This window comes from Streptomyces sp. RerS4 (assembly GCF_023515955.1).
Lineage (GTDB): Bacteria > Actinomycetota > Actinomycetes > Streptomycetales > Streptomycetaceae > Streptomyces.
The window spans coordinates 216,867-242,139 of the sequence record NZ_CP097323.1; the positions used below are offsets into that span (position 1 = coordinate 216,867).

At 72.2% G+C, this 25,273-nt stretch carries 26 protein-coding genes and 1 pseudogene; 17 read left to right on the plus strand and 10 right to left on the minus strand.

Annotation, left to right across the window (positions count from 1 at the left end; translation table 11 throughout):
• Positions 1-71 precede the first annotated feature (71 nt).
• Entirely contained in the window at positions 72-1,256 is a 1,185-nt protein-coding gene (locus tag M4D82_RS33815) for a nucleotide disphospho-sugar-binding domain-containing protein (RefSeq protein WP_249772787.1), read from the plus strand.
• A gap of 13 nt (positions 1,257-1,269) precedes the next feature.
• Here the strand turns inward: M4D82_RS33815 and M4D82_RS33820 are convergent, their stop codons facing one another.
• The gene (locus tag M4D82_RS33820; RefSeq protein ID WP_249772789.1) at positions 1,270-1,845 is read right to left on the minus strand and encodes a TetR/AcrR family transcriptional regulator; all 576 of its coding nucleotides are present in this window, start codon (positions 1,843-1,845) and stop codon (positions 1,270-1,272) included.
• 143 nt (positions 1,846-1,988) lie between these two features.
• Here M4D82_RS33820 and M4D82_RS33825 point away from each other — a divergent pair, with 143 nt between their 5' ends.
• The 8 genes from M4D82_RS33825 (at position 1,989) to M4D82_RS33860 (ending at position 10,000) form a co-directional block, all read left to right on the plus strand.
• Entirely contained in the window at positions 1,989-3,536 is a 1,548-nt protein-coding gene (locus M4D82_RS33825) for an MDR family MFS transporter (protein WP_249772791.1), read from the plus strand.
• Positions 3,537-3,627: 91 nt separating this feature from the next.
• On the plus strand, positions 3,628-4,203 hold the full coding sequence (locus M4D82_RS33830; RefSeq protein WP_249772793.1) for a dTDP-4-dehydrorhamnose 3,5-epimerase family protein: 576 nt from the start codon (positions 3,628-3,630) through the stop codon (positions 4,201-4,203).
• 65 nt (positions 4,204-4,268) lie between these two features.
• Positions 4,269-5,507, plus strand: coding sequence for a nucleotide disphospho-sugar-binding domain-containing protein (locus M4D82_RS33835; protein WP_249772795.1), 1,239 nt, complete (start codon positions 4,269-4,271; stop codon positions 5,505-5,507).
• On the plus strand, positions 5,504-5,935 hold the full coding sequence (locus tag M4D82_RS33840) for a hypothetical protein (RefSeq protein ID WP_249772797.1): 432 nt from the start codon (positions 5,504-5,506) through the stop codon (positions 5,933-5,935). Before M4D82_RS33835 ends, M4D82_RS33840 begins: the two co-directional genes overlap by 4 nt.
• Before the next feature lie 4 nt (positions 5,936-5,939).
• The gene (locus tag M4D82_RS33845) at positions 5,940-6,932 is read left to right on the plus strand and encodes an NAD-dependent epimerase/dehydratase family protein (protein WP_249772799.1); all 993 of its coding nucleotides are present in this window, start codon (positions 5,940-5,942) and stop codon (positions 6,930-6,932) included.
• Positions 6,933-6,977: 45 nt separating this feature from the next.
• A complete protein-coding gene (locus tag M4D82_RS33850) occupies positions 6,978-8,228 on the plus strand; it encodes an activator-dependent family glycosyltransferase (RefSeq protein ID WP_249772801.1) in 1,251 nt (416 codons plus the stop codon).
• Between the two features lie 21 nt (positions 8,229-8,249).
• Positions 8,250-8,831, plus strand: coding sequence for an NADPH-dependent FMN reductase (locus M4D82_RS33855; RefSeq protein WP_249772803.1), 582 nt, complete (start codon positions 8,250-8,252; stop codon positions 8,829-8,831).
• A 26-nt stretch (positions 8,832-8,857) separates the two neighbouring features.
• Positions 8,858-10,000, plus strand: a complete 1,143-nt coding sequence (locus M4D82_RS33860) for an acyl-CoA dehydrogenase family protein (RefSeq protein ID WP_249772805.1) — start codon at positions 8,858-8,860, stop codon at positions 9,998-10,000.
• A 97-nt stretch (positions 10,001-10,097) separates the two neighbouring features.
• Here the strand turns inward: M4D82_RS33860 and M4D82_RS33865 are convergent, their stop codons facing one another.
• A complete protein-coding gene (locus tag M4D82_RS33865) occupies positions 10,098-11,720 on the minus strand; it encodes an FAD-binding oxidoreductase (RefSeq protein ID WP_249772807.1) in 1,623 nt (540 codons plus the stop codon).
• 348 nt (positions 11,721-12,068) lie between these two features.
• Here M4D82_RS33865 and M4D82_RS33870 point away from each other — a divergent pair, with 348 nt between their 5' ends.
• The 3 genes from M4D82_RS33870 (at position 12,069) to M4D82_RS33880 (ending at position 15,603) form a co-directional block, all read left to right on the plus strand.
• Complete coding sequence (locus M4D82_RS33870) at positions 12,069-13,193, plus strand: NADH:flavin oxidoreductase (RefSeq protein WP_249772809.1); 1,125 nt, start codon at positions 12,069-12,071, stop codon at positions 13,191-13,193.
• A gap of 269 nt (positions 13,194-13,462) precedes the next feature.
• The gene (locus tag M4D82_RS33875) at positions 13,463-14,377 is read left to right on the plus strand and encodes an alpha/beta hydrolase (protein WP_249772811.1); all 915 of its coding nucleotides are present in this window, start codon (positions 13,463-13,465) and stop codon (positions 14,375-14,377) included.
• Positions 14,378-14,505: 128 nt separating this feature from the next.
• Positions 14,506-15,603: an acyl-CoA dehydrogenase family protein gene (locus M4D82_RS33880; RefSeq protein ID WP_249772813.1), complete on the plus strand. Its 1,098-nt coding sequence runs from the start codon at positions 14,506-14,508 to the stop codon at positions 15,601-15,603.
• A gap of 58 nt (positions 15,604-15,661) precedes the next feature.
• On the opposite strand, the gene M4D82_RS33885 is transcribed toward M4D82_RS33880, so the two are convergent.
• The 3 genes from M4D82_RS33885 to M4D82_RS33895 all read right to left on the minus strand — a co-directional run bounded on the left by M4D82_RS33885 (position 15,662) and on the right by M4D82_RS33895 (position 17,868).
• On the minus strand, positions 15,662-16,483 hold the full coding sequence (locus M4D82_RS33885) for an AfsR/SARP family transcriptional regulator (RefSeq protein WP_249772815.1): 822 nt from the start codon (positions 16,481-16,483) through the stop codon (positions 15,662-15,664).
• Positions 16,484-16,753: 270 nt separating this feature from the next.
• On the minus strand, positions 16,754-17,530 hold the full coding sequence (locus M4D82_RS33890; protein WP_249772817.1) for a 4'-phosphopantetheinyl transferase family protein: 777 nt from the start codon (positions 17,528-17,530) through the stop codon (positions 16,754-16,756).
• Positions 17,527-17,868: an acyl carrier protein gene (locus M4D82_RS33895; protein WP_249772819.1), complete on the minus strand. Its 342-nt coding sequence runs from the start codon at positions 17,866-17,868 to the stop codon at positions 17,527-17,529. The genes M4D82_RS33890 and M4D82_RS33895 overlap by 4 nt, the downstream gene beginning before the upstream one ends.
• Positions 17,869-18,073: 205 nt before the next feature.
• On the opposite strand from M4D82_RS33895, the gene M4D82_RS33900 reads away from it, so the two are divergent.
• Complete coding sequence (locus M4D82_RS33900; protein ID WP_502989112.1) at positions 18,074-19,300, plus strand: DegT/DnrJ/EryC1/StrS family aminotransferase; 1,227 nt, start codon at positions 18,074-18,076, stop codon at positions 19,298-19,300.
• 247 nt (positions 19,301-19,547) lie between these two features.
• Positions 19,548-19,901 carry a hypothetical protein gene (locus M4D82_RS33905; protein ID WP_249772823.1) on the plus strand — a complete coding sequence of 118 codons (354 nt, stop codon included), beginning with the start codon at positions 19,548-19,550 and terminating at the stop codon, positions 19,899-19,901.
• Between the two features lie 594 nt (positions 19,902-20,495).
• Here M4D82_RS33905 and M4D82_RS33910 read toward each other — a convergent pair.
• Positions 20,496-20,942, minus strand: a complete 447-nt coding sequence (locus M4D82_RS33910; protein ID WP_249772825.1) for an anthrone oxygenase family protein — start codon at positions 20,940-20,942, stop codon at positions 20,496-20,498.
• 91 nt (positions 20,943-21,033) lie between these two features.
• Here M4D82_RS33910 and M4D82_RS33915 point away from each other — a divergent pair, with 91 nt between their 5' ends.
• Positions 21,034-21,612, plus strand: a complete 579-nt coding sequence (locus tag M4D82_RS33915) for a TetR/AcrR family transcriptional regulator (RefSeq protein WP_249772827.1) — start codon at positions 21,034-21,036, stop codon at positions 21,610-21,612.
• On the opposite strand, the gene M4D82_RS33920 is transcribed toward M4D82_RS33915, so the two are convergent.
• Positions 21,602-22,168, minus strand: a complete 567-nt coding sequence (locus M4D82_RS33920; RefSeq protein WP_249772829.1) for a DnaB-like helicase N-terminal domain-containing protein — start codon at positions 22,166-22,168, stop codon at positions 21,602-21,604. The two genes, M4D82_RS33915 and M4D82_RS33920, sit on opposite strands and share 11 nt — an antisense overlap.
• A gap of 360 nt (positions 22,169-22,528) precedes the next feature.
• Positions 22,529-23,524 carry a helix-turn-helix transcriptional regulator gene (locus M4D82_RS33925; RefSeq protein ID WP_249772831.1) on the minus strand — a complete coding sequence of 332 codons (996 nt, stop codon included), beginning with the start codon at positions 23,522-23,524 and terminating at the stop codon, positions 22,529-22,531.
• A 138-nt stretch (positions 23,525-23,662) separates the two neighbouring features.
• On the opposite strand from M4D82_RS33925, the gene M4D82_RS33930 reads away from it, so the two are divergent.
• Entirely contained in the window at positions 23,663-24,058 is a 396-nt protein-coding gene (locus M4D82_RS33930; RefSeq protein WP_249772845.1) for a RidA family protein, read from the plus strand.
• Positions 24,059-24,393: 335 nt separating this feature from the next.
• Here the strand turns inward: M4D82_RS33930 and M4D82_RS34215 are convergent, their stop codons facing one another.
• Positions 24,394-24,516 carry a hypothetical protein gene (locus tag M4D82_RS34215; protein ID WP_283844565.1) on the minus strand — a complete coding sequence of 41 codons (123 nt, stop codon included), beginning with the start codon at positions 24,514-24,516 and terminating at the stop codon, positions 24,394-24,396.
• Between the two features lie 83 nt (positions 24,517-24,599).
• Here M4D82_RS34215 and M4D82_RS33935 point away from each other — a divergent pair, with 83 nt between their 5' ends.
• The gene (locus M4D82_RS33935; RefSeq protein ID WP_249772833.1) at positions 24,600-24,770 is read left to right on the plus strand and encodes a hypothetical protein; all 171 of its coding nucleotides are present in this window, start codon (positions 24,600-24,602) and stop codon (positions 24,768-24,770) included.
• Between the two features lie 299 nt (positions 24,771-25,069).
• Here M4D82_RS33935 and M4D82_RS33940 read toward each other — a convergent pair.
• A pseudogene (locus tag M4D82_RS33940) lies at positions 25,070-25,273 on the minus strand (HtaA domain-containing protein); the annotation flags it as partial.

A 25,273-nucleotide genomic window follows, 5' to 3' on the forward strand; every position in this document is an offset into this window, starting at 1 on the left:
CGACCGGGCCGGCCGGGTTCCCCCACCCACCCGGCCGGCCCGCCCCCCGTCCCGGCTCAGCAGGAGAAGCCATGCGCGTCCTCGCGATAAGCACCCCCGTATCGACCCATCTCACCCCGCTCGTACCCCTGCTCTGGGCGCTGCGGTCCGCAGGCCACGAACTGCTGGTCGTCGGCCGTGACGACGTGCTCGGCGCGGCGGCCTCGGCCGGCCTGAACGCCGTGGGCATCGGCAGCCGCCTCGACCTCGACGACCTGCTGATCGAACGGCTCGGCGGCCGTCGGCCCCTCCAGTCGTGGGGTCGGCCCGAGCGGGAGCAGCTTTCCAACGTCGGCTCCCTGTGGATGCCCCAGACCGTGGACGTGCTGCCGGCCTACCTGGAGCTGGCGCGCGAGTTCGGGCCCGACCTGATCGTCTCCGATCCGCTGGAGTACATCTCCCTCATCGTGGGCCGGACCCTCGACGTCCCGGTCGTCCAGCAGCGCTGGGGCGTCGACCCCATCTCCGACCAGACCCGCCCCGCGGCGGGAACCTGGTTCCGGCGGCAGCTGGAGGAGCTCGGCCTCACCGAACTGCCCCGTCCCGCCGTCATGCTCGACCCCTGCCCGCCCAGCCTCCAACTGGCCGGCATCACCCCCGGCGCCCCGATGCGCTACGTACCGTTCAACGGCAACGGACCGCTGCCCTCCTGGGCGCGCGGCGCCGACGGCGGGCGCGGCGCGCGCCGGCGGGTGGCGGTCTCGCTGGGCGGGCGCACGCTGGCCTACAACGGGGTGCCCCTGATGCGGGCGGTCCTCCAGGGGCTCGGCGAACTGCCGGACACCGAGGTGTTCGCCACCGTGGAGGAGGAGTACCGCGCGGCGCTCGGGACGGTTCCGGAAAACGTCCGCCTCGTCGACCCCGTACCGCTGCACCTGGTGTTCGGGTCCTGTGACGCGGTGGTCCACCACGGAGGCTCGGGCACGGCCATGACCGCCACGACCTTCGGCCTGCCGCAGCTCGTGCTGCCCCAGCTCGCCGACCAGTTCTGGCACGCCGACGCCCTGGCGGCCGCGGGAGCGGGCATCTCGATCCAGGACGCGGCCGAGCAGGAGGACCCGTCCCGGATCCGGGACGCCGTGGCCGCGCTGCTCGACGAGGCCGACTACGCGAAGGCGGCCGGGCGCCTCAGCGCGGAGGCGGCGTCACTGCCGGCGCCTTCGCGGATCGTCGCCGACCTGGAGGAACTCGTCCGCTCCCGGCCGGCGCGGGCCTGACCGGCCCACCGGCTCAGCGGCACTCCGCGGACACCGACTCCAGCGTCTCCAGGGCCGACTCCAGGAGGGCCAGGCGCTTCTCCTCGGGGTCGCCGGCCAGGGCGTGCAGGGAGAAGGCGCCGAAGTGGACGCTCACGAGCGCGTCCGAGAGCCGCACCTGGGTGCGTACGGAGGCCCCGTGCTCGTACATCAGCTCCGCGACCGCGGCCACCCGGTCGTTGAGCGTCTGCCCGATGCCCAGGGCCCGCAGCGCCGCCTGGTTCTCCTGCATGATGCGAAACAGCGGGGTGGCGTCCTTGAGTACTTCGCTGTAGCGGCGCAGCACCTCGCGCTTGGTCTCCAGGGTCCGGGGCCTGGTCCGCGCCCACGCGATCAGTTCGTCGACGGGCGCGCCCAGGCCCTGGGAGATCGAAAGCAGGATCTCCTCCTTGGCCTTGAAGTGGTAGTAGAGGGCGGCCTTGGTGATGCCGAGGCCCTCCGCGATCTCGCGCATCGAGGTCTTGTCGTACCCGTGCTCGACGAACAACCCCAGGGCGACGTCCTGGATTCTCTGGCGGGTGTTTGTCCTGTTGGTCGGCCTGCCGGCCATGCGGTCCTCCTGTGCGCTCCGAGTCGCCATTCTACTTGACGGCCGGTCAGTAAATGTTCTAGCTTCCCAGTCGCCTGCCAACTTACCGTCCGGTTAGTAAGTAACGGTAGCGCGGCACTGATCCCGTCCGAAAGGAATGCACCATGGCGCACCACCCCGCACAGGGCGGCCCCCCGATCGGCACACCGCCGCGTCCTCGCCACCTGCTCGTGATGAGCGCCGTGGTGGTGGCCATGCTCCTCGCGGCCCTCGACAGCCTCATCCTCGGCACCGCGATGCCGACGATCGTCGCCGAGCTGGGCGGTCTGGAACACCTGTCCTGGGTGGCCTCCGCCTACATGCTCGCGACCGCGGCCTCCACCCCCGTCTGGGGCAAACTCGGCGACATGTACGGCCGCAAGGCCGTCTTCCTCACCTCGATCGGCATCTTCCTGGCCGGCTCGGTGGTGGCCGGCATGGCCCAGTCGATGGGGCAGCTGATCGGCTTCCGGGTCCTCCAAGGCCTGGGCGGCGGCGGCCTCATGGTCGGCGCGCTCGCCCTCATCGGCGAACTGATCACACCCGCCGAGCGAGGCAAGTTCCAGGCCATGGCCTCCACCGTGATGGGCGCCGCCATGGTCGGCGGCCCGCTCGCCGGCGGCTTCCTCACCGATCACCTCGGCTGGCGCTGGTGCTTCTACCTCAACGTCCCCCTCGGACTGGCCGCCTTCCTCGCGATCGCCATGGGGCTGCACCTGCCGAAGAAGCGCTCCCAGGCCCCCCTCGACTACCTCGGCGCCGCCCTGCTCACCGCCGTGATCACCGCACTGGTCCTCATCACCACCTGGGGCGGCACCCGCTACGACTGGACCTCGCCCGCCGTGATCGGCCTGGCCGTGGTGGCGGTCGCGGGCACCGCCGCCTTCCTGACCGTGGAGCGCAGGGCCGCGGCGCCCATCCTGCCCCTGGACATCTTCCGCAGCGCCAACTTCAGCTGGGCCAACATCGTCGCGTTCCTCTTCGGCTTCGTGATGGTCGCCGCGATGACCTTCCTGCCCATCTACCAGCAGACCGTCCAGGGCGCCTCCGCCACCAGCGCGGGCATCCTGATGCTGCCCCTGCTGCTCGCCATGGTCGGAGTCAACACCCTCGCCGGCCGACTCATCGCCGAACGCGGCGACTTCAAGCTGTACGCCGTCACCGGAGGCGCGCTCCTGGTCGTCGGCGCCTTCCTCCTCTCGCTCATGGACACCACCACGAGCCGCCTGACCACCGGCGTCTACATGGCCGTCTTCGGCGCCGGACTGGGCCTGCTGATGCAGGTCACCCTCTCGGTCGCGATGGAGAGCGTGGAGATGAGGAACATCGGCGTGGCCTCCTCGACGGTCACCCTGAGCCGGACGATCGGCGGCTCCTTCGGAGTCTCCCTCGCCGGCATCGTCTTCGCGGACCGGGTCAACGACGCGGCCCCGAGCTCCGGCGCCGCCGGCGGCGAAGGCCACACCCAGCTGTCCGCGGAAAGCTTGGCCGCACTGCCCGAGCAGGTACGCGCCGCCTACGAACAGGCCGTCGCCGACGGCACCCACGCGGCCTTCCTGATCGCCGCGGCCCTCGCCGCCGCCGCCTTCATCGGCGCCTGGTTCATCAAGGCGCGGCCCCGGCCCGCCGACCGGCCCGGCGAGGCGCGACCCGCCGTCGGCGCCCCCCGCTGAACCCCGCACCGAGGCCGACCCCGCCCCAGGAGGACAGCCCCCCACCGCCCGCCCCCCGGGGGCAGGCCGACAGCAAAGGAGGACCACCGCCGTGCGAGCCACCGAGTCCAAGGTGCCAGGCGTCCACGTCTTCACCCCGCGCCTGCTCACCGACGAGCGCGGAGCCTTCTTCGAGTCCCTGCGCACCGACGAGATCGAGCGCGTGGTGGGGCACCCCTTCGACGTCCGGCAGATCAACTATTCGGTGTCCCGGCGCAACACCCTGCGGGGCATCCACAGCGTGACCATCCCACCGGGCCAGGCGAAGTACGTCTCCTGCGTGCGCGGCGCGCTCCGGGACTTCGTGGTCGACCTGCGGGTGGGCTCGCCGACCTTCGGCGCGTACGACAGCAACGTGCTCGACGCCGACTCCGGACGCGCGGTCTACGTACCCGAGGGCGTGGGGCACGGGTTCCTGACCCTCACCGACGACGCCACCATCTGCTACGTCCTGTCGAGCACGTACGTTCCCGGCACCCAGATCGACATCGACCCCCTCGACCCCGACCTGGCACTGCCCTGGGGCTTCACCGAGCCCCCGTTGATCTCGCCCAAGGACCGGGCCGCGCCCTCCCTCGCCGCCACGCTGGAGGCCGGCGTCCTGTCCCCGTGGACTGCCGGGGGCTGACCCCCACCCCCCCGGCAGTCACCCGCGCCGACCTCCCCGCCCCTCCAAGCCACCGAAGGAAAACGATGCGCGTCCTCTTCGTCGTCACGCCCGTCGCCGGCCACCTCTCCCCGCTCACCCCCCTGGCCTGGGCACTGCGCGACGCGGGGCACGAGGTCCTGGTGGCGGGCCAACCCGACGTCCTGCCCACCGCGGCCGCGGCAGGCCTGCACGCCGTCGGCGTAGGCGATCCGTTCGGCATGGACGAGATGCTGCTCGACCGCCTCCCGGCCGGCCGCCGGCTCCTCCAGTCCTGGGGCCGGGCCCCCGACGTCGCCCTCGCGGCCGACTTCGCCCGCTCCTGGGCGGCGCACAACACCACCGTCCTGCCCGCCTACCTGGACCTCGCCCGAGGGTTTCGCCCCGACCTGATCGTCGGCGACATCCTGGAGTTCACCTCGCTCGTCCTGGGCGGCGTCCTCGGCGTACCGGTCGTCCACCACCGCTGGGGCGTCGACCCGTTGGGCGACCCCACCCTGCTCCAGGCCCGCGAAGCCCACCGCGCGCTCTGCGCGAGCGTGGGCCTGCCCGCACTGCCGGAACCCGACCTGCTCCTCGACCCCTGCCCGCCCTCCCTGCAACTGCCCGGCATCCGGGCCGCCTCACCCATCCGCCACCTGCACTCCCACGGCAACGGCACCCTGCCCCCCTGGCTCCCCGCGCACTGGGCCGCCGAGAACGCCCGGACCCCGGCGGAGCGCACCCCCACGGTCCTCGTCTCCCTGGGCCGCAGCACCCTCAAGCTCAACGGGGCACCCCTCTTCCGCTCCGTCCTCGCAGCCTTCGGAGAACTCCCCGGCACCCGGGCACTGGCCACCGTGGACGCCGCCCACCGACAGGAACTGGGCCCGCTCCCGCCCAACGTCCGGCTGATCGACCACACCCCGCTCCACATGCTGTTCCGGATCAGCGACGCGGTCGTCCACCACGGCGGCGCCGGAACGTCCATGAGCGCGAGCTACGCCGGCCTGCCCCAACTCGTGCTGCCGCAACTGGCCGACACGTTCGCGAGCGCCGAGAGGCTCGTCCACGCGGGCGCCGCCCTCTCACTCGACACGGCCGCGGAGCAGGACGACCCCGCGACGATCGCCCGCGCCCTGTCCGCTCTGCTGACCGAGCCCCACCACGCGCGGGCCGCCCGACGCCTGCGGACCGAGATGGAGGCGATGCCCACCCCCACCCGCGTGGTCACCGACCTGGAACGTCTGGTCCGCGACCGGGACCGCGCGGCCGCCACGCCCCACCGAGAAGAGGCACACGCATGAAGGAACACGGACCGCGGCCCACCTCCGCCGAGGCCGTCCTGGCCGCTCACCGCGGCGACCTGGACGCCCTGACACACGCCGTCCACGGTGACGTCGACGCCGCCACACGCCTCACCGGCCACGTCATCGTCGAGCCCGGCGCCCGCGTCGTGGCGTCCTGGATCGAAGGCCCCGCCGTCATCGCGGCCGGCAGCCTGATCGAGCGGGCCCACATCGGACCGTACGCCTCCATCGGACGGGACTGCGTCGTACGCGGCACCCACGTCGAGGACTCGATCGTGCTCGACGGCGCCACCGTCCACCCCGTCGGCCGGCTGAGCGGCGCCCTCATCGCCCGCGCCGCCGTCGTGGGCTCGCCCGCCGCCCCCACCCCCACCCCCGCCGAGACCGCCTCCCGGCCGACCGGCGCCGACCCGCAGGCGCGGTGACCCGGTGACCACCGCACCCCGCCCCCACGACGCGAGCGCGCCCCGACCCCGCGTCGTCGTCCTCGGCGGCACCGGCTTCCTCGGCCGCCACCTCGCCACCGCCTTCCGCGCCACCGGCGCCGACGTCGTCTCCCTCGCCCGGACCCCACCCCGCGACGCGCGGCCCCACGACACCGGCGCCGAAGCCTCCCGCTTCGTCGCGGCCGACCTCCTCGACTCCGGGCCCGACCGGCTGCGCGAGCTGTTCACCACCCTCGCCCCCGACATCGTCGTCAACGCCGCCGGCGCGGTCTGGCGGGTCTCACCCGACCGGATGCGCCGCACCAACGCCGACCTCGTCACGGACCTGGTCGCGGCCCTGCGCGACCTCCCGGCGCCGCCGCTGCTGATCCAACTCGGCAGCATCCACGAATACGGCCTCACGGGCACCGGCGCCGGATTCACCGAGCAGGACACACCCGCCCCCGTCAACGACTACGGCCGAGCCAAACTGCGGGCCACCCGGACCGTACTGGACGCGGCCCGCGGCGGCGCCCTCGACGGGGTTGTCCTGCGACTGGCCAACGTCGTCGGCCCCGACGCCCCGGCCGGCAGCCTCCTCGGTGACATCGCCGCCCACCTGGAGCGCTACGCCCACGACCCCGCCGGCGTCGGCCCCGAACTCCTCGTCAACCCCCTGCGCGCGGAGCGCGACTTCGTCGACGTCACCGATGTCGCGGCGGCCGTGCTCGCCGTCGCCCGCGCCGAGCGCGCCGACGTCCGCGGCCGGGTCCTCAACATCGGCAGCGGGCGCGCCGTCCGCGCCGGCCTCCTGGTCGAACGGCTCGTCGAACTCAGTGGCCTGCCCGTACGCCTCGTCGAGCGCGACGGCGCCGCCGCCACCCGCTCCGACGCGGACCGCCAGCTGATGGACCTCTCCCTCGCCGGCGCCCTGCTGGGCTGGCAGCCGCGAGTCCACCTCGACGAGTCGCTCCTGAGCCTGCTGAAGACCACCTGAGGGCTCCGGCAGGGCCCACAGCCGAACCGCACCACGGAGACACCCATGCGCGTACTGTTCGCCGTCTTTCCCGCCATCGCCCACGTCCAGCCGATCGTCCCGCTCGCCTGGGCCCTGCAGAACGCCGGGCACGAGGTACGGGTGGCGATCCACCCCGACGCCACGCACCTCGTCACCGACGCCGGACTGCCGGCCGTCCCACTCGGCGCCCGACACAAACTCGCGGGCGTCGTGGAGTTCAACTCCAATTACGACCGCCTCGACACCCTCGACGACGGTCTGTCCCTGGACTCCGAGGACGGACGCCGCTGGGAAGCCCAGTGGGAGATGATGCGCAACGTCCTGTCCGTCTACAACCCGGTCCTTCCCGACCTGGTCGACCTCACCCGCCGCTGGAAGCCGGACCTGGTCGTCTGGGACCCGTTCTGCGTCGCGGCGGGGGTCGCCGCCGCCGTCGGTGGAGCCGCCCACGCCCGCTTCCTGTGGGGCCGCGACAACGTCGCCTGGCTGCGCGCCAAGTCACTCGAACACCAGGCCGCCCAGGGCCTCGCACCGGAGGACGACCCCCTGTCGGCGATGATGTCCGGCCTGCTGGCGCCGTACGGCCTGAAGTACGAGGAGGAGCACCTCCTCGGCCAGTGGACCATCGACCCCATGCCCGCCGGGCTGCGCCTGCCGCTGGACCTGCCCTACATCGGCGTGCGCCGGATCCCCTACAACGGGGCGGCCGCCCTGCCCGCATGGGTGCACGAGCCGCCCGCGCGCCCGCGGGTCTGCCTCACGCTCGGCGTCGGCGGTCGGGGCCGTCAGCTCTTCCGCGAGAGCGGAACCTCCTTCGCCCGGGTGGTGGAGGCCATCGCCGGACTGGACGTGGAACTCGTGGCCACGGTGGGCGCCGGCGAGCGCGACTCGCTCGGCGAGGTACCCGACAACGTCCGACTCGTGGACTACCTGCCCCTCAGCCAACTGCTGCCGACCTGCTCCGCGATCATCCACCACGGCGGCGGCGGCACCTTCGCGGCCTCCGTCGCGAGCCGTGTACCGCAGTTGGTGACACCGATGCCGTTCTGGGGCGAGGCCGCCACCGCCCGGTACGTCCAGGACAGTGGCGCCGGACTGGTCCTCACCCACGACGAGTTCACCCCCGAGGCCCTGCGCACGGCCCTGTCGCGCCTCCTCGACGAGCCCTCCTTCCAGGACGGCGCGGCGTCCCTCCACCGCGAGATGCGGGACACCCCGTCGCCCGCCGACCTCGTACCGGTCCTGGAAGAACTCACCGCACGCCACCGCGGCTGACCACACGACGAAAGGAACGACATGTCAGTGCAGTCCCCCCGGCTCGCCTTCATCGTGGGCAGCAACCGCCCTGGGCGCTTCGGCCACACCGTGGCCTCGTGGTTCCTCGACCGGGCCACGACGTACGGCTACCGGGACATCGACGTGATCGACCTGGCCGAGGCCGACCTGCCCACCGTGCTCGGCGGACCCGACGCGCCCAGGCCCCCCGCCGTCGAGGCCCTGGCCCGCAGGATCGACGCGGCCGACGCGTTCGTCGTGGTGACGCCGGAGTACAACCACAGCTTCCCCGCCCCGTTGAAGAACGCGATCGACTGGTTTCGCCACGAGTGGTACGCCAAGCCGGTCGGCTTCGTCTCCTACGGAGGCATCTCGGGCGGCCTGCGCGCCGTCGAACAACTGCGCCTGGTCTTCAGCGAACTGCACGCCACCACCGTCCGCGACGGAGTGAGCTTCCACCGGGCCTGGGAGCAGTTCGACGAGGAAGGCGCCCCGCGGGACCGCGCCGGCTGTGACGGCGCCGCGAAGATCATGCTCGACCAGCTCGACTGGTGGGCGAAAGCACTCGGCGAGGCCCGCGCGAAGCGGCCGTACGCGTCGTGAACGACACGAGGGTGAAGGAGACGGGCATGCCCGACACGGAAACCGGCGCGCTGAGCGCTGCCGCACGCGAGCTCGCCCTCCTGGCAGGAGACCACGCGGCCCGCCAGGACGAGGAACGACGCCTGGACCCGGACGTGATGAAGGCCGTCGTCGCCGGCGGCTTCGCCCGGCACTTCGTCCCGCGCGTTCACGGAGGCACGGGCGGTACCTTCGCCGAGCTGAACGAGGCCCTGACCACGGTGGCCGCCTCCTGCGCGGCCACCGCCTGGAGCGCCTCCATCGTCGCCGGCGTCGGACGCATGGCGGGCTTCCTGCCCGCCGAGGGGTCCGCGCGGCTCTGGAAGGACGGGCCCGACACCGTGGTGGTCGGCTCCCTGGCCCCGTTGGGCCGGGCGAGCGCTGCGCCGGGCGGCTGGACCCTTTCGGGCACCTGGCCGTCGATCAGCGTCGTCGACCACTGCGACTGGGCCCTGCTGCGGGCCGTGATCCCCGCCGGCGAGGGCACCGCGCTGCGGGTCTTCGCCGTCCCGAGGAGCGCCTTCGGGGTCAAGGACACCTGGGCGAGCACCGGCATGCGCGCGACGGGCAGCAATACCGTCGTCGTGGAGGAGGCCTTCGTGCCCGACGAACTGACCTTCGCGGGGGAGGACCTGTTCCAGGGCCGGCCGTGCCATTCGACGGAGCTCTTCCACACCGTTCCCCTCCAGGCGGTCAACGGGCTGTTCTTCGCGGGTCCGGCCCTGGGCGCCGCACGCGGCGCGCTCGCCCACTGGTCCGGCTACGCCACCGAGAAGTTCCGCAAGGCCCCGCCCGCGGCGGGGCCCCAGGGACTGAGCCGCAGCGTGTACGCGGAGGCACTGGCCCGCTCCTCCGGAGAGCTCGACGCCGCCGGACTCCTGATCGAACGGGCCGCCTCGGTCGCCGACCGCGGCGCGGACGTCACGGCCCTGGAGGCCGCGCGCAACGGACGCGACTGCTCGCTCTCGGTGCAAATGGCCGTGAGCTCGGTCAACCGGGTCTTCGCCGCGGCGGGTACCGGGGGGCACTCCACGCACTCCCCGCTCCAGCGCTTCTGGCGGGACGTCAACTCCGCGGCCACCCACATCGGCCTCCAGTTCGAGCCCGCCGCCCACGCCTACGCCGAACAGGTGGCCCGCTCGGTCTCCTGAGCGGCGGCCCCACCGGCGCGCACGCGAAACTCCCGGCAGCCGGGGCCGCCCCGAAGGGGCCGGCCCGCGGTCTGCCGGGAGCCTGGTCCGCCGAAGGTCAGGCGGGCTTCACCGAGAGGGCGTGGCGGAACACGTCGTTCGGATCGTACGTCTTCTTGACCCGCTGGAGCCGGGGGTAGTTGCCCTTGTGGTACAGGGTCGACCACGGCACTCCCGTCGTGTTCACCGACGGGTCCTGGGTGTCCACGTCGGGATAGTTGATGTAGAGGCCGTCCGTCTGGGCGCCCGGGACCGGGAAGCCGCCGGTGTCGGCGTGGATCGCGTGGTGCAGGTCGCGGACCCACTGCACCTCGGCCTCGTCCTGGCCCGGGAACTCCCAGTTGCACGAGTACCAGAACTTGAGGATCGAGTCGCGCTGCGCGACCGCCGTCGCGGACGAGGACACCGTGTTGATCTTTCCGCCGTAGGCGGCCAGGTAGATCAGGCCGATGCCCCAGTGTTCCGGGTCGCTCATGGCCCGGTACATCTGCGCCACCTGGGCGGCTGTGTAGGGCTTGCGCATGTACCCGCCCATCGACTTGTGGCGGGAGTACTGGCCGTAGCCGAGCGTGGGGGTCGTGGCGGCCTCGACCCAGCCGAGGTCCTTGACGGTGACCGTCGGCTGGACGCCGACTCCGGCGGACAGGGCGGCGACATAGCCGTCCAGGAGGCTCTGCGCGTCGCCGCGCGTGGCGTCCAGGGTGACGTCCAGATTGATCGTGCCCACGAACCAGGGGCTGATCTGCAGCGAGCTGTGCATCGTCGCGTAGGGGGAGGAGACCGAGCTGTTCGCCGCGTGCCAGGCGCCGTGGTTCATCACCAGTCGGGTGAAGTTGGCCTCCTGCATCTGTGCCCACGGCCAGGCGACGATCGCCTTGCGTACGGTCGCCGGGGGCTTGGGCAGCAGCGATCCCGGCCTGCCGGTCGCGCCCGGCGTGCGGAACCAGTACTTGGTGACGATGCCGAACTGGCCGCCACCGGCGCCGGTGTGAGCCCACCACAGGTCCCGGTGGGGGTCGTCCGGACGGCTGGTGGCGACGACGGTGCGCGCGAGGCCGTTGGCCCCGGCGACGACGACCTCGACCGCGTACAGGTGGTCCACGGAGAGCCCGTAGCGTCGCGACAGCGGGCCGTACCCGCCGCCGGACACGTGGCCGCCGACGCCCACCTCGGGGCAGACACCGCCCGGGAGCGTGACGCCCCAGCCCTCGTACAGGGTCTTGTACACGTGGCCCAGGGTGGCACCGGACTCGACCGCGAAGGCGTTCATCCAGGGGTCGAAGGTGACCGCGTTCATCTCCGAGGTGTCGACGAGGAGGCGGTACTGGGGATCGCCGACGAGACCGTCGAAGCAGTGCCCGCCACCGCGGACCGTGATCCGCTGGTTGCCGCGGATCGCCTGGTTCACGGCCTTCTCGACCTGTGCCGGGCAGTGCACGAGCCAGATCTCGTCGGCGGTGGAGACGAAGCGGGTGTTGTGACCGCGCGTGGAGAGCTCCGCGTACCGCGGATCCCCCGGGCGCACGACCACTTCGGGGGCGGGCACCGGACGAGAGCCGGGCGCCCCGGTCTCGATCTCGTCGAGTCCCGCCGCCCGTGCGGGCAGGGTCGCGCCGGTGAAACCGGCGACGATGCCGGTCGCCATCGCGACGGAGCCGAGGAAGCGGCGTCGTGTCGTCATGAAGTACCCACCTGTCATCGAGAAGTCGAGGTCCCCCCACATCGGCGTCGTGGCGCCGGGGGCAGGCGCAGCCAACCACCCGCTGGCCGGAATCACTTCAGAGTTGACCGAAACCTTTCATCCACTGATCCAAACCCTGCGGTGCCTTCGGCCAAGCTGGTGGTGCGGGTCTCGGAGCGCTCGTGCCCGTCGCCTCGTCGGCAAGGCGGCCCGTGATCTTCGTTCTTGACGGAGCGCCAGTGGGGTGCCTACAGTCTGATCATCAACTAACCGGCAGGTAAGTATGAGTCGAGGGTGCTCCCGCCCCGCCCGCCGAGCCGGCACGGCCGTCGACCGAAGGTGTACGTCTTGAACGCTCAGAGCCCGGCCGCCTACCGCACGGAGCTGCTCGACCGGCCCTTCTCCCTGGGCCGGCTGACCGTGCGGAACCGGATCGCGATGGCGCCCATGACCCGCGAGTTCTCCCCCGGAGGCGTCCCCGGCCCGAACGTGGCGCGGTACTACGCCCGCCGCGCGGCCGGCCGGGTCGGCCTGGTCATCACCGAGGGGACCTACGTCGGCCACGCGTCGGCGGGCACCAGCGGCAACGTCCCCCGCTTCCACGGAGACGACGCACTCGCCGGCTGGGCCCGGGTCGCCGACGCCGTCCACGCCGAAGGCGGCGCCGTCATCCCGCAGCTGTGGCACGTCGGCATGGGACGGGTCCCCGGCACACCGCCCGTGCCCCAGGCGCCGGCCGTGGGACCGTCCGGGGTGCCGCTCGCCGGTCCGGGCGAGGGCAGGTCCATGACACGATCCGACATCGACGACGTGATCACCGCCTTCGCGGTGGCCGCCGCCGCGGCCGAGGCCAACAACTTCGACGGCATCGAGATCCACGGCGCCCACGGATACCTCATCGACCAGTTCCTGTGGTCCCACACCAACCGCCGCGAGGACGGCTACGGCGGCCCCATCGCCGCCCGCACCCGCTTCGCGGCCGAGATCGTCGCCGCCTGCCGCCAGGCCGTCTCGCCCGACTTCCCCATTCTCTTCCGGATGTCCCAGTGGAAGGTCGAGAACTACCAGGCGCGGCTCGCCGAGACCCCGCAGGAGCTGGAGGCCTACCTCACCCCCCTCGCCGAGGCCGGCGTCGACGCCTTCCACTGCTCCACGCGCCGCTTCTGGCTCCCCGAGTTCGAAGGCTCCGACCTGAACCTCGCGGGCTGGGCCAAGAAGCTCTCCGGCAAGGCCACCATCACCGTCGGATCGGTCGGACTCGACAACGAGTTCCTCGACGTCCTCAAGGGCGAGCGCGGGGGCGTCACGCAGAACCTCGACGGACTCCTGGAACGCCTGGAGCGCGACGAGTTCGACATGGTCGCCGTGGGACGCGCCCTGCTCGGCGACCCCGAGTGGGCGGCCAAGATCCTCAGCGGCCGGACCGACGAACTCACCCCGGTCGGCCCGGAAAAGTTCGCCACCCTCCACTAGGTCGTCTCTTGTGGATCAGGCCGGGCGCGGCCTGATCCACAAGACACGACCCAGGCCGTGTCCGCCAAGCCGGTCGGGTGACACCCGCCCCGGCCCCACCCCTTCGGCGCGCGCCCCCGTCGCGCCGATCGCCGGCCGCGAGCCTCGCTCGCGGCCGGCACCTCCTTCGCCCCCTCCTTCGCCCGGCCGGCCCGACACCGGCCGGCCCGCGCGAAGGCCCGCCGCCGCACCCGCACCGGGCGCCTCCACCGAGGGAAAGGACCGCCGTCATGACGGCGCCCCAGAGCGCAGCACCCACCCGCGTCAGGGACATCGTCCTCGACGGTGACGGAACCCCGATCTCGGGCCTGCTCGCCGAACCCGCGGACGGCCCGCCCCGGGCCGTCGTCGTCGCCCTGCACGGAGGCGGCATGCGAGCCGGATACTTCGACAATCGCGCCCGCCCCGGACTCTCCCTGCTGGACCTGGGCTCCGCCCTGGGCTACACCGTGCTCGCCCTCGACCGCCCCGGCTACGGACGGTCCGCCGCCGCACTGCCCACCGGGCAGCTCCTCGCCGACCAGTCCACCACCCTCCACGCCGCCCTCGCCGACTTCGACCGCCGGTATCCGACCGGAGCCGGTCACTTCGTCGTCGCCCACTCCAACGGCGGAAAGCTGGCCCTGGCCGCCGCCGCCGACGACCGCGGCGAGACCCTCATCGGCCTGGACATCTCCGGGCTCGGACTGCACCACGCCGACGACCTGCACCGGCTTCCCGCGACCGGCTCACGCGGCGAATGGCGCCGGCACTGGGGAGCGCTGCGCCACTATCCCCCCGAGGCCTTCCACCACAGCCGCTCGCTCGTCTGCCCCGTCCCCGCCCTGGAGGCCGGCGAGTTCCCCGCCTGGCAGACGCTCTACCCCGCCCTCGCGGCCCGCGTACGCGTACCCGTCCGCCTCACCTTCGCCGAGGACGAGCAGTGGTGGCGCCACGACGACGAAGCCGTCCGCGCCCTGACGCGGCCGCTCGCCGCACCCACCGTACGGGTCGACCGGCAGCCCGCCGCCGGGCACAACATCAGCCTCGGCTGGGCCGCTCGCACCTACCACCTGCGCGCACTGGCCTTCCTGGAGGAATGCCTGCTGACCGCCACCTCGCCGCCCTCCGGCGCCGCCGCGGCCGAACACCGCGCGCGGCGCTGACGACCCGTACGGTCGAGCGTCCTTCCATCCGACGTGGACGCCCTCCGGCCAAGGTGACGGCACGGCCCGCGTGCGTCACGCGCCCCATCGGGCGCCGCGATCGGGCGAGAAGGCGAGAAGGGGTACCGATGCCAAGCCGGCCGACGTCCAGTACCGGACTGCTGACCAAGGCCCGGGAGCTGCGCTGCGTCGCCGCCCGGTACGCCGCCCGGACCGACACCACCCGCACCCTGCCGGCGGAGGTCGCCGAGGGCATCGCCGGCGCCGGGTTCGCCGCACACCTCGTGCCCGCCCACCGGGGAGGAAGGGCCGGCTCGGCCTCGGAACTGCTGCACGCCGTATCCGCCGTCGCCCAGGGCTGCACCTCGACCGCCTGGTGCGCGGCGGCCCTCGCCGAGGCCGCCCACACCGCCTCCCACCTGCCCGAAGCGGGACAGCGCGAGCTGTGGGCGAACGGCCCGGACACCGCGCTCGTCGGCGCCGGCACGCCCCAGGGCAGCGCCACCGAAGTCGCCGGCGGCTGGCGGGTGACCGGTGAATGGGCCTTCGTCGCCGGGGCCGCCCTGTCCACCTGGGCCCTGGTCGTCGCCCGCCCCGCGGACCGCGGACGATCCCGCCCCTGGACCTTCGCGCTACCCCGCGACGACTACCGCGTCCGCGACGGATGGACCTCGATGGGCCTGCGCGGCGCGGGCGGTGACGTCCTGTCCGCGGACAACGTCTTCGTACCCGCCCACCGCGCCTTCCCCCCGTCCGACGACGAACGACGACCCGCCGGGCAGAGCCACCTCCCGGCCGGCCTGGTCCACGCCGCCTGCGCCCTCGGCGCCGCCCGCGCCGCGCTGCGGGTGTGGACCGAGGACCGTGCCATGTGCGCGGATCCGCGCGACCCGCACCTGCGCACCACCCTCGCCCGAACGGCGGCGGCCGTGGACGGCGCCGCGCTGCTGCTGGAGCGCGCGGCACGGATCGCCGACACGCCCTCCACCGCGCCACTGGACCTCGTACGCCTCCCCGCCGACTGCTCCCACGCCGCCGGGGAACTCGTGGCAGCCGTCGGCCGATTGTTCGGCTCGGCCGGTCGCACGGCCCGCGTGGACGACCACCCCCTGCAACGCCTCTGGCGTGACACGCAGACCCTGGCGGGCCACCCCGCCCTGAGCTTCGACACGGTGGGCGCCGCCTACGGGGGACGGCTCCTGGAAGGCGTCCACCAGGCGGCGTAGACCTGTCGTGGATCAGACCGATCAGACCGATCAGTCTGATCAGCGCCGATCAGGCCGATCAGGCGCGGCGGGCCACCGCCGGGACCCGCCCCGCCACCGGCCGGCCCCCCGCACGGGCGAGGGCCGCGGCGGGGTCCAGCAGCCGCAGCTGCAACCGCTGGAGCTCGACCGACGGTTCGAGACCCAACTCGTCCGCGAGCAGCCGGCGTACGTGCTGGTACGCCTGGAGTGCCTCGGCCCGCCGGCCCGCCGCGCTGAGCGCGCCGATCAACTGCTGGTGGAACCATTCGTTGAGCGGGTACTCGGCGATGAGCCTGCGCAGCTCGGGCAACAGCTCGCGGTGCCGTCCGAGCCTGCTCTCCGCCTCGATCACCAGCTCGAAGGCGCCGATGCGCAACTCCTCCAGATGCGCGAGATGACCCTTGAGAAGGTCACCCGCCACGAAACTCGAAAATGCCGGCCCACGCCACAGCGCGAGTGCCTTTCGCGCCGAGGACAGCGCCGAAACGGCGTCCCCCTGACCCAACTGCACACGCGCCGCCGAAATCAGCCGCTCGAAGACACGAAGGTCGACCTCGGCGTCGTCGACCTGAATCGAATATCCCGGCGGAGTCGTGACGATGAGCGACCGGCCGTGCGCGTCCAACCGCTCGCTCTCGAACATCCGCCGCGCGTGGTACACGTACGTCTGCAGGGTGGTGGTGGCACTGCGCGGCGGCCGGTCCCCCCACAACTCACGGATCAGGGACTCCGCCGTCACCACCTCGTTGGGCCTGGTGAGCAGCAGCGCCAGGGTCTGGCAGACCTTCGGCGCCACCGGCCGGCAGACCCGGCCGTCCTCGGCGACGATCTCGAACGGTCCCATCAGGTTGAAGCGCACGGCATTCACTCCTCGTCGAGCGGGCGAACGTAATCCCGACAGGGTGGGGAGCATTCGCGTGGGGATGCCCGGCGGCGGAATGTGCGTGGAGCTGCGAACGACCGTTCCACCGGGGGCGATTCGAGTCTCCGTCGCGGTGGAACGGCACGCAAGGACGCGATGGTCAGGCGGACGTCAACAGCCTTCAGGAAAACGAATACCCGTGTGCGGTTCCTCTCCGAGGCGTCAGAGCCCCCACAATTTCCCTCGCTTCCCGGCGGTGCGGCCCGCCTACGGGCCACCACCCGCCGACAGCCACCGGTCGGGCACCCATCGCACATCCACCACGTCCGGAGCAGGCCCCCGCACGGCGATCGCGGCCGCGTGCGTCGGGCCGCAGGGAATACCGAGCACGGTCCAGCCCTCGGGATGGCGCCCGACGTCCACGCCGAGGTAGTCCACCGCCGGTGAACGACTCAGCCCCGTACCCAGGCCTTTGAGGAACGCCTCCTTGTGCGTCCAGATGCGCCCGAACAGCTCGCGCCGTACCTCCCCCTCCGCCACCGAGGCGAGCTCCGAGCGCTCGTCGGGATGCAGCGCCCGCGAACAGACCTCGATGGTCTCCGCACCGGGAAGCCGCTCCACGTCCACACCGACCGGCACGCCGGCCACCGCCACCATGGCCACGCCCGCGCTGTGCGACAGGGAGAAGTGCAACGCCACGCGCGGCGACACCACGGCGGGACGCCCATGGGGCTCCCCGCACCCCGGACAGGGCTCCCGCGTGAACCGCAGCTCCTGGGGGGAAGTGCGCGTGTACCAGCCGATCAGCCTGCGCAACGCGACGTGCGCGGCGGCGTACAACAACCCGCCCGACGGCTGGAGGAACGCCGCCGCACGCTGCCGCTCCGCCTCGTCGAGCTCGTCTCGGGCCAACGCCTCGGCCGCGGCACCCACAGGACAGCGGATCAGCCACACGTCGACGCGGTGACCGGCCAGGGTGAAGTCGGCCCGCTCCAGGCCGTCCACCCGCACCGCCGGGCGCCGGTGCGCGGCCACCACCGTCATGCGCGGCCCCCGACACCGTCCGGCGTGAACTCTTCCACGAGGAAGTCGATCAGCGCCTGCGCGCTGCGGTCCGTGAGCAGATGCCGAAGGTGGACGTCGACCCCCAGCGCGGCCCGCATGCGCAGCTGGAGCTCGATGGCCGAGATCGACCCGATCCCGAGGCAGCCCATCGCGCGTCCCGTCGTGTCGACGAGATCGGGCGCGATGCCCAGCACACGTCCCAACTCCGCACGGACGTACCGCTCCAGCAGCCGGACCCGCTCGTCCGCGTCGGCCCGCACCAGCCGCTCGGGAGTGGGCGCCACCACGGCGCCCGATGACATCAGGGATGGGGACATGAGGTTTCCAAGGTCGCAGGGCGGGCGACGCCGGGATCCGGCGCCGACGAGCACGATCAACCCCGCCTCTGGAAGGGGACTCGAAGAGCCGTAGCGGACCACAGCGGCGCCGCTCCACCGCGCGAACGCCGTCGACCGGCCGTGGATCCCACGTCGAGCGCACCCGCTCACGATGCCGGGACAGCCTGACGGGAGCGCCACACCAGTGATCAACCTCTTCCAGCCCCAGGTCGGCGCCCGTGAACTCGACGCCGTGGCCCAGGTCTTCGCCGACCTGCACCTCGGGCACGGGCCCCGCACCCGAGCCTTCGAGGAAGCCTTCGCCGCGCACATCGGCACCGGAGCCGACCACGTCGTCTTCATCAACTCGGCGACCGCCGGTCTGTTCCTGGCCATGGAGTCACTGGACCTGCGCCCCGGTGACGAGGTCGTCCTGCCCTCGCTCAGCTTTCTCGCGGCGGCCAACGCGGTGGTGACCTGTGGCGCCACCCCCGTCTTCTGCGACGTCGACGCCCGCACCCTCAACCCCACGGTCGAACACGTCGAACGCGCCCTGACCCCCCGCACCAGGGCCGTCGTCCTGCTCCACTACGCGGGACGGCCCGGAGACGTCGTAGACGTCTCCCGGCTGTGCCGGGACCGGGGGATCACCCTCGTCGAGGACGCGGCCTGCGCGGTGGCCTCGCGAGTCGGCGACCGGGCGGCCGGCACCTTCGGCGACCTCGCCGTCTGGAGCTTCGACGGCGCGAAGGTGATGGTCACGGGGGACGGCGGAATGATTCACGTGAAGGACCCCGACCAGGCCGCTCGCGTACGCCGCCTCGCCTACCACGGCCTCGCCACGCCCACCGGACCCGACGGCGCCCGCGTCCCCCACCGGTGGCACGACCTGCACGTCCCCGAGCCCGGCCGCAGGGTCGTGGGCAACGACCTGGCCGCCGCCATCGGGTCCGTCCAGCTCGACCGCCTCCCCGAGCTGGTCTCCCGCCGCGCCCGGATCGCCGCCCAGTACGACCGGGAACTCGCCGAGGCCCGGGGCATCCTCACCCCGCCCCCACTGCCCGCCGACCACACGACCACCCACAGCGCCTACTGGGTCCAGCTCGAACCGGCCCGACGAGATCGCGCCGCCGCCCGCCTGGAAGCCGCCGGCATCCGCACGACGTTCGGCTACCCACCCCTGCACCGCGTGCCCGCCTACCGCACTCCCGGCACCTCCCCCCTCCCCGGCACCGACCGAGCCGCCGAGCGCACCCTGTGCCTCCCCTTCCACCCCGGCCTCACCCCACCCGACGTCTCAAAGATCTGCGCCCACCTCCGAGCATCAGGCGAACTCCCGCCCGCGGCGGGCGGCGTCGACACCGTGGAGGGGCCGGCCGGGTGGGGCGCGCGCCTGAACGCGCAGGGTGCGGACGCGCCCCTGACCCGCTGACTGGCCACCGCACAGCTCTGGCGTACCAGCGCACCTTGGTGCCGTAGGCCGGGGCATCGGGGAGGACGTCCAAGCGGCCGGTTCTGCGTCGACCTCCACCGCCTGGACGTGCCCGGCAAGGACCGGGGCGAGTCGGCGAGGGAGACCGAACGGTCGTCATACATACCGGTCGATCATGTCGATACGCGTCGCGTAGAGTCGAACCCGATCAAGGTTCGTGATCAAGCACGGGGAGTTGTTGACGAAGATGAAGAAGCTGACTACGGCGCTCGGCGGCGCCGTCGCGGCAGGGCTGTTGATCCTCGCGAGCGGTACCGCCTCCGCCACCACGGCGCAGACCAGCGTCATGCCGGCGCAGGCGAAGGCCGGATGTGTCCTCAACCCGGCCGTGGCCCACGAGAGCGTCAAGATCCGCAAGACCACCAAGGTCAACGCCACCGCCCTCGGTCTTCTCCCGAAGGGCGCGAAGGCAACGTATGTGACCTGCGGCGTGAAGCTCGCGGACAACTACTCGCTCTGTGGCTGGAAGAACGACAACCGGTGGTCCTACATCACCTACCGGGGCATCAAGGGCTACGTGCCGCTCGCCTGCGTCGTGTAGTCCGGTCCCTCCAAAGCCAGGCCACGACTCCAGGGCCGTCACCCGACGATCATTGTCGACGCTTGCGTCCGCAGCCCGAACGGTGGCGACCTTCTTCTCACCCAGACCCCAATGCCCCGGCCCACCAACTCGGTGAGCCGGGGCACTTCTCTGCGCCCGGTCAGGCCGTGCCACCCAGGTATGGGTACAGGTGATCGTCCGCAGGGTGCCCGCAGGGGCCCTGGGCTCACGCCGCCAGAGCACCTGGAGGTGTCGAAGTCGAAAGGGTCGGCGCCCGTTGTAGGGTCTAGCGGTTCGTGTCACAGGAACATCTGTTCGCCGGCGCTGACGTCAGCAGTTGCCGGCGCCTCCACCGCAGCGGCGTCTCGGGCCCGTGCGGGGAAGGGTCGGGGGGCATGCGACCTGGCGTCCCAGCAGGTCAACGGCTCGCTCTCGGGTAGATGCGCTGTGACAGGACAGCACCTCGCGGACGTGCCCGGCTCGCCTTGAGAAGGCGGAGGCCCGGGGTTCTCGAACGACCTGGCATTCGCGGAAGTCGCCACCGTCCAGGGACTGGAGGAGTGCGTGCCACCCGCGCGGTCTCGGCCCGCGGGCTCAGACGAGGGCGGCGGCCAGCAGGGCGAAGGCGGCGATGAGGTCGGCGACGCGGATGTAGTGGAAGCGGTCCCAGCGGTTCGCCTGCTCCTTCCAGTCGGCGGGCCGGTTCTCGGGGGTCCACGTCTTGCTCCGGTTGTTGATCGGGACGAGCAGCAGAAGCGACATGATCACGCTGAGGATCAGCAGCGCGCCGGCGATGACGACGAGGCCGGCGCCGGGGCGGTGCCATCCCGCGATGGCCCAGACCGCGGCGAGGGCGAGCGAACCGACGTACCAGAACGGCATCACGGCGCCGAGCATCCGGCCCCCGTGGGCGCGGCCACTCAGGCAGCTGTCGTCCGGGAGGGCCTTGAGGATCCGGTTGATGACGAAGGCGACGGAGAACTCCACCCCCACCATCACTCCGACGACCACGATGGTGACGACCTTGAGTGCGTCGAGCATGATGACCCCTCCTGGGATCTAGCGCCGCTAGATGATGAGCTCACGCTAGACCTGCTGTCGCTCGATTGTCTAGCGGTGCTAGGATCGAACCATGTCGGTACAGGAACGCAAGGAACGCGAACGGGCGGCCCGCGAGCGCCTCATCGTGGCCACGGCCCGTGAACTCGCCGAGCAGCAGGGCTGGGACGCGGTCACCACCCGCCGGCTCGCCGAGCGCATCGAATACAGCCAGCCCGTCCTCTATGGCCACTTCCGCGGCAAGCGCGAGATCATCGGCGCCGTCGCCCTCCAGGGCGCCGCCGAGATGGCCGCGGCGGTGCGGGCCGCGGCCTCGCCCGCGGACGGCCCGCGCACCCGGGTCACCGCCCTCGCCCGCGCCTACCTTGACTTCGCGGAGCGCAACCCGGCGGTCTACGACGCCATGTTCCAGCTCGACGGCGGCCTGGCCTTCGCGGCCGAGGACACCCCGGAGCCGCTGAAGGACGCCTTCGCCGCCCTGCTGGAAAGCCTCGGCGAGGTTGCCGGGGATGGCGTCCACCCGGGACTGTTCACCGAGGTGTTCTGGGCGGCCCTGCACGGGCTGGCCACCCTGACCCGGGCGGGACGGCTGCCGCCGGCGGAAGCCGACCGTAGGGTGGAGCTGCTGGTGGACCGGCTCGTCATGGCCTGACACCCCGTCTGGACCGAAGGGCAGCCGAGGCCTTCCGGCCCGGCTGTCGGCCAGGGTGCGCCTGCGGGATCCTGGAGCGGTAGCTGCTGGTGGCGGCGAAGATCTCGGCCTCGGCGGTGTCGATGAGGCGGTCGACGGTGTCGGCGGTGACACCGGTGACACCGGTGACGAGGTCGTCAATGCGGGCGGAGGCCACCATCATGCGGCGCAGCACGGCCATACCCTGGACGGTGCCGGCGGCCTCCACCCAGGCGTCCATCCCGACGGGCTCGCCGGCCAGCCTGTGCAGGTACACGTGGCCCCCGACGTCGGCGAGCTCTTCGTGCTTGGCGAGCCGGTCGATGACGCTGCGGAGGTCGGGATCCTCGCCGAGGGCGTAGACCTCCAGAATTGCCTGGTGGATCCGTCCGTGAGCGTGATGGTAGAAGTCGTCGTGACAGACCAGTTCGACGATGTCGGCGATGGCCTCGGTGGAGTGCAGCATCGCGCGCAGGACGGTCTTCTCCGCTTCCAGGTCGTGAGGGGGCTGTGCGGGCGGGGTTTCGTCCTCGGCCAAGGGTGTCCTCCACGTCGACCCGACCGCGCGGGTCCTGGTGATCAGCGGCGCCCAGCGTAGCGAGGGCGTAGGCGGCGGTTGCAGGGTTCAGCACAGCCGACGGGGTCGTGGGATCGAACTGCAGGACGACGCCCCCGGACACGGTGTTGCTGCCGAGCGCTTTGTTCATGTCCTGCACGACCTTGTCCGTCAGAAGGCGGCCCTGAACACCCCACGCGGTGGATGCCCGCGCAGGCTCAGGTTTCGGAGGCCGGATCGAAGCCCCACCGCGGTGTCCTCCCTTGTCGTGCAGAGCACAACCATGGTCCCGAAGCAAGCAGCCAGGCGCTCTCGTAACTCACCAACAAAGCCACCCAGGGCTCACGCAGAAGGACTCGCCGCTGGTGGCGGCGGGTCCCCGTAGCGGCCGGCCATCGCCGCGGCGCGATCGCGCAGGGAGGTGCGCAGTGACTGCGGGGCCAAAGCTTCCGCGTCCAAGCCGAGTTGCCACAGGGCCCATTCGGCGTGGCGAGAATCCTGGTAGGTCAGCTCCAGCCGCAGCCGGCCGTCCGCGTCGGGTTCTTCGGCGCGGACGGCCACCGCGGTGTCCAGCAGGTCCTCCCGCCGCGCCGGGTTCACCCGTACGAGCACGGTGATGTGGTCGCTGCCGAGGAACCGCGCGGAGCGTTCCCGCCAAATCCGGTCCAGATCGGCCCGGTGGGGGCGCTGCGCCGTTTCGGGAAGTTCCTCGGCGGCCCGTATGCGCGACAGGCGGTAGGTGCGGTCCGCGCCGGATCTCGTGGCCAGCAGGTAGCCCCGGTCGCGTACGGTGACCAGGCCGATCGGGTCGACCGTGCGCCACTGCGGTGTCTGGCCCGTGGCCGCGTAGTGCAGGCGCAGCTTGTGTCCCGCGAGCACCGCGCGCCGGATCTCGATCAGGGTGGCGTCGGGGACCTCGTCGACGACCAGCCGGCGCGAGAGCAGGTCGCTCTCCGGCTCGACGAGGAACCGCCTGGCCGCGTCGCTCGCGGTGGTCCGGCGGCTTTCGGGCAGCGCGTCGACCACCTTCCGCGCGGCCGAAGCGAGCGCCGAGCCGAGGCCCAGCACCTGTTCGCCGCGCGCCGATCCGGCGGTCAGCAGGGCGAGGGCCTCGTCGTGGTTCAGGCCGGTGAGCTCGGTCCGGAAGCCGGGCAGCAGCGAGAAGCCGCCGTGCCGGCCGCGTTCGGCGTAGACGGGGACGCCGGCCGCGGACAGTGCCTCGATGTCGCGCAGCACGGTGCGGGTGGACACCTCCAGCTCGCGGGCCAGGGTGTCGGCGGTGAGCCGGCCGCGTTGGCGCAGCAGGAGCACCAGCGAGACCAGCCTGTCAGCGCGCATGCGAGAAATCTAAGGGATAACACGACAACGGGTGTCGTGATTTGTTGGGAGGCTCGTCAGCACGACGTCGGGGCCGATGCGACGAGTGAAGCGAACCGCGCGAACGACGTGAATGAAGCGAATGGAGCTGATGTGGCGATGTGGCGGACGGCGGTCAACCCGGTGACGTGGTCGGTGGAGATGGGGTTCAACCAGGGTGAGGTCGTCTCCGGGCACACCCGGACCCTGTACATCTCGGGGCAGACCGCGATGAGCGGCGACGGCAGGCCCCGGCACGACGGTGACATGGCGGCGCAGTTGGCACTGAGCGTCGACAACCTTGAGGCCGTGCTCGAAGAGGCCGGGATGTCCCTCGCGAACCTGGTGCGGCTCAACGTCTACACGACCGACGTCGATCTGCTCCTGCGGCACTACGGCGGGCTGGCGGGGCGGTTGGCCGCCGCCGAGGTGGCGCCGACCACCACGATGCTCGGGGTGACGCGACTGGCGATCCCCGGTCAGATGGTCGAGCTGGAGGGCACGGCCGTCGCCTGATGCGGCGGCGCTGCCGCCGTCCCCGTTGCTCGTGCCGGTTCCCGCGCACGAGCAACGGGACTACGCATCGAAGGAGGAGGAGAACAAGAGCAAGAAGCTTTCGCCCCCCGTTTCGCCCCCGCGGATCAAGCCGGAGATGTGGTGGCGACCGACAACGCCTCGCATGCGGTCACTTGGACAGGGTGGCCGCCGCGGGAACCACCAGTGGGTCGGCACGCCCGAGTACCGGCCGCTGCCGCTTTGCCCGGCCGTCGACGGGCCCCCGGACGCCCTGCTCGCGGTAGCGGGCTCGCATCCTGCGTACGGTTGCCGCACTGACCGGCTCTCGGATGTGATCAGTTCGGGGGTGTGGTGATGCGGGTGGCGAGTCCGTCGAGCAGGGTGGTGAGGCCGTGGTGGAGGAGGGATTCGGGGGAGAGGGCGGCCTCCGCTCTCGCCGCGCGGCACCTCGCAGGCACTGATCGGCGCCTACCTCCTCGCCGGGGAGCCGGCCGCCCGCGACGGCGACCACGCGGCCGCCTTCGCCGCGTACGAGGAGCGGATGCGCCCCTACGTCGCCGAGCACCAGGCTCTGGGCCGCGAGGGCGCCGAGCGGTTCTTCCTGCCGGCCCCGACCCAGGAGGTACTGGACATGCTGGCCGCGAACGCCCCGGAGAACACCCGCACCGAACCCGTCCGCCTCCCCGACTACGCCCCTGCCACCGCCGTCTGAAAGGCGAAGGAGCATCCACACCAGGCCCCACCGCCCGCCCGTTGTCGCCGGGGCTGATACATGGCGGCCCTCCCGGCGCCCTGGTCACCGAACGGGTAAACGCCGAACTCGCAGCACTGACCGCCTGACCGCCTGACCGGATGGCCTGCTGCGCCGAACGGGATGCGACGGCGACCAGTGTGCGAATCTGCAGGTTCCCAACGTTGCGACACCGCGGGTGATTGTCACTGGGGCGCTGCGGTAGTTGTCATCGCGGGTGGGGCGTCGTTCGTACTGGTCTGGGGTTTCCGGCGACGGTGTCAGGCCGCCCCGCGGCGGCGCTTGAGGGCGTAGAAGGTGATGCCGCCGAGCAGGAGGATCCCGGCGCCGGCACCGCCCAGCAGCGCGATCCCGCCCACGGCCGAGTCGTCGTCCTTCGCGGCAGCCGTCGTGCCGCCCTGTTCGGCGTTGCCGTTCGTAGCGGACGGCGAGGGGCCTTGGGCGGCGTCGTCGCCGAAGAAGAA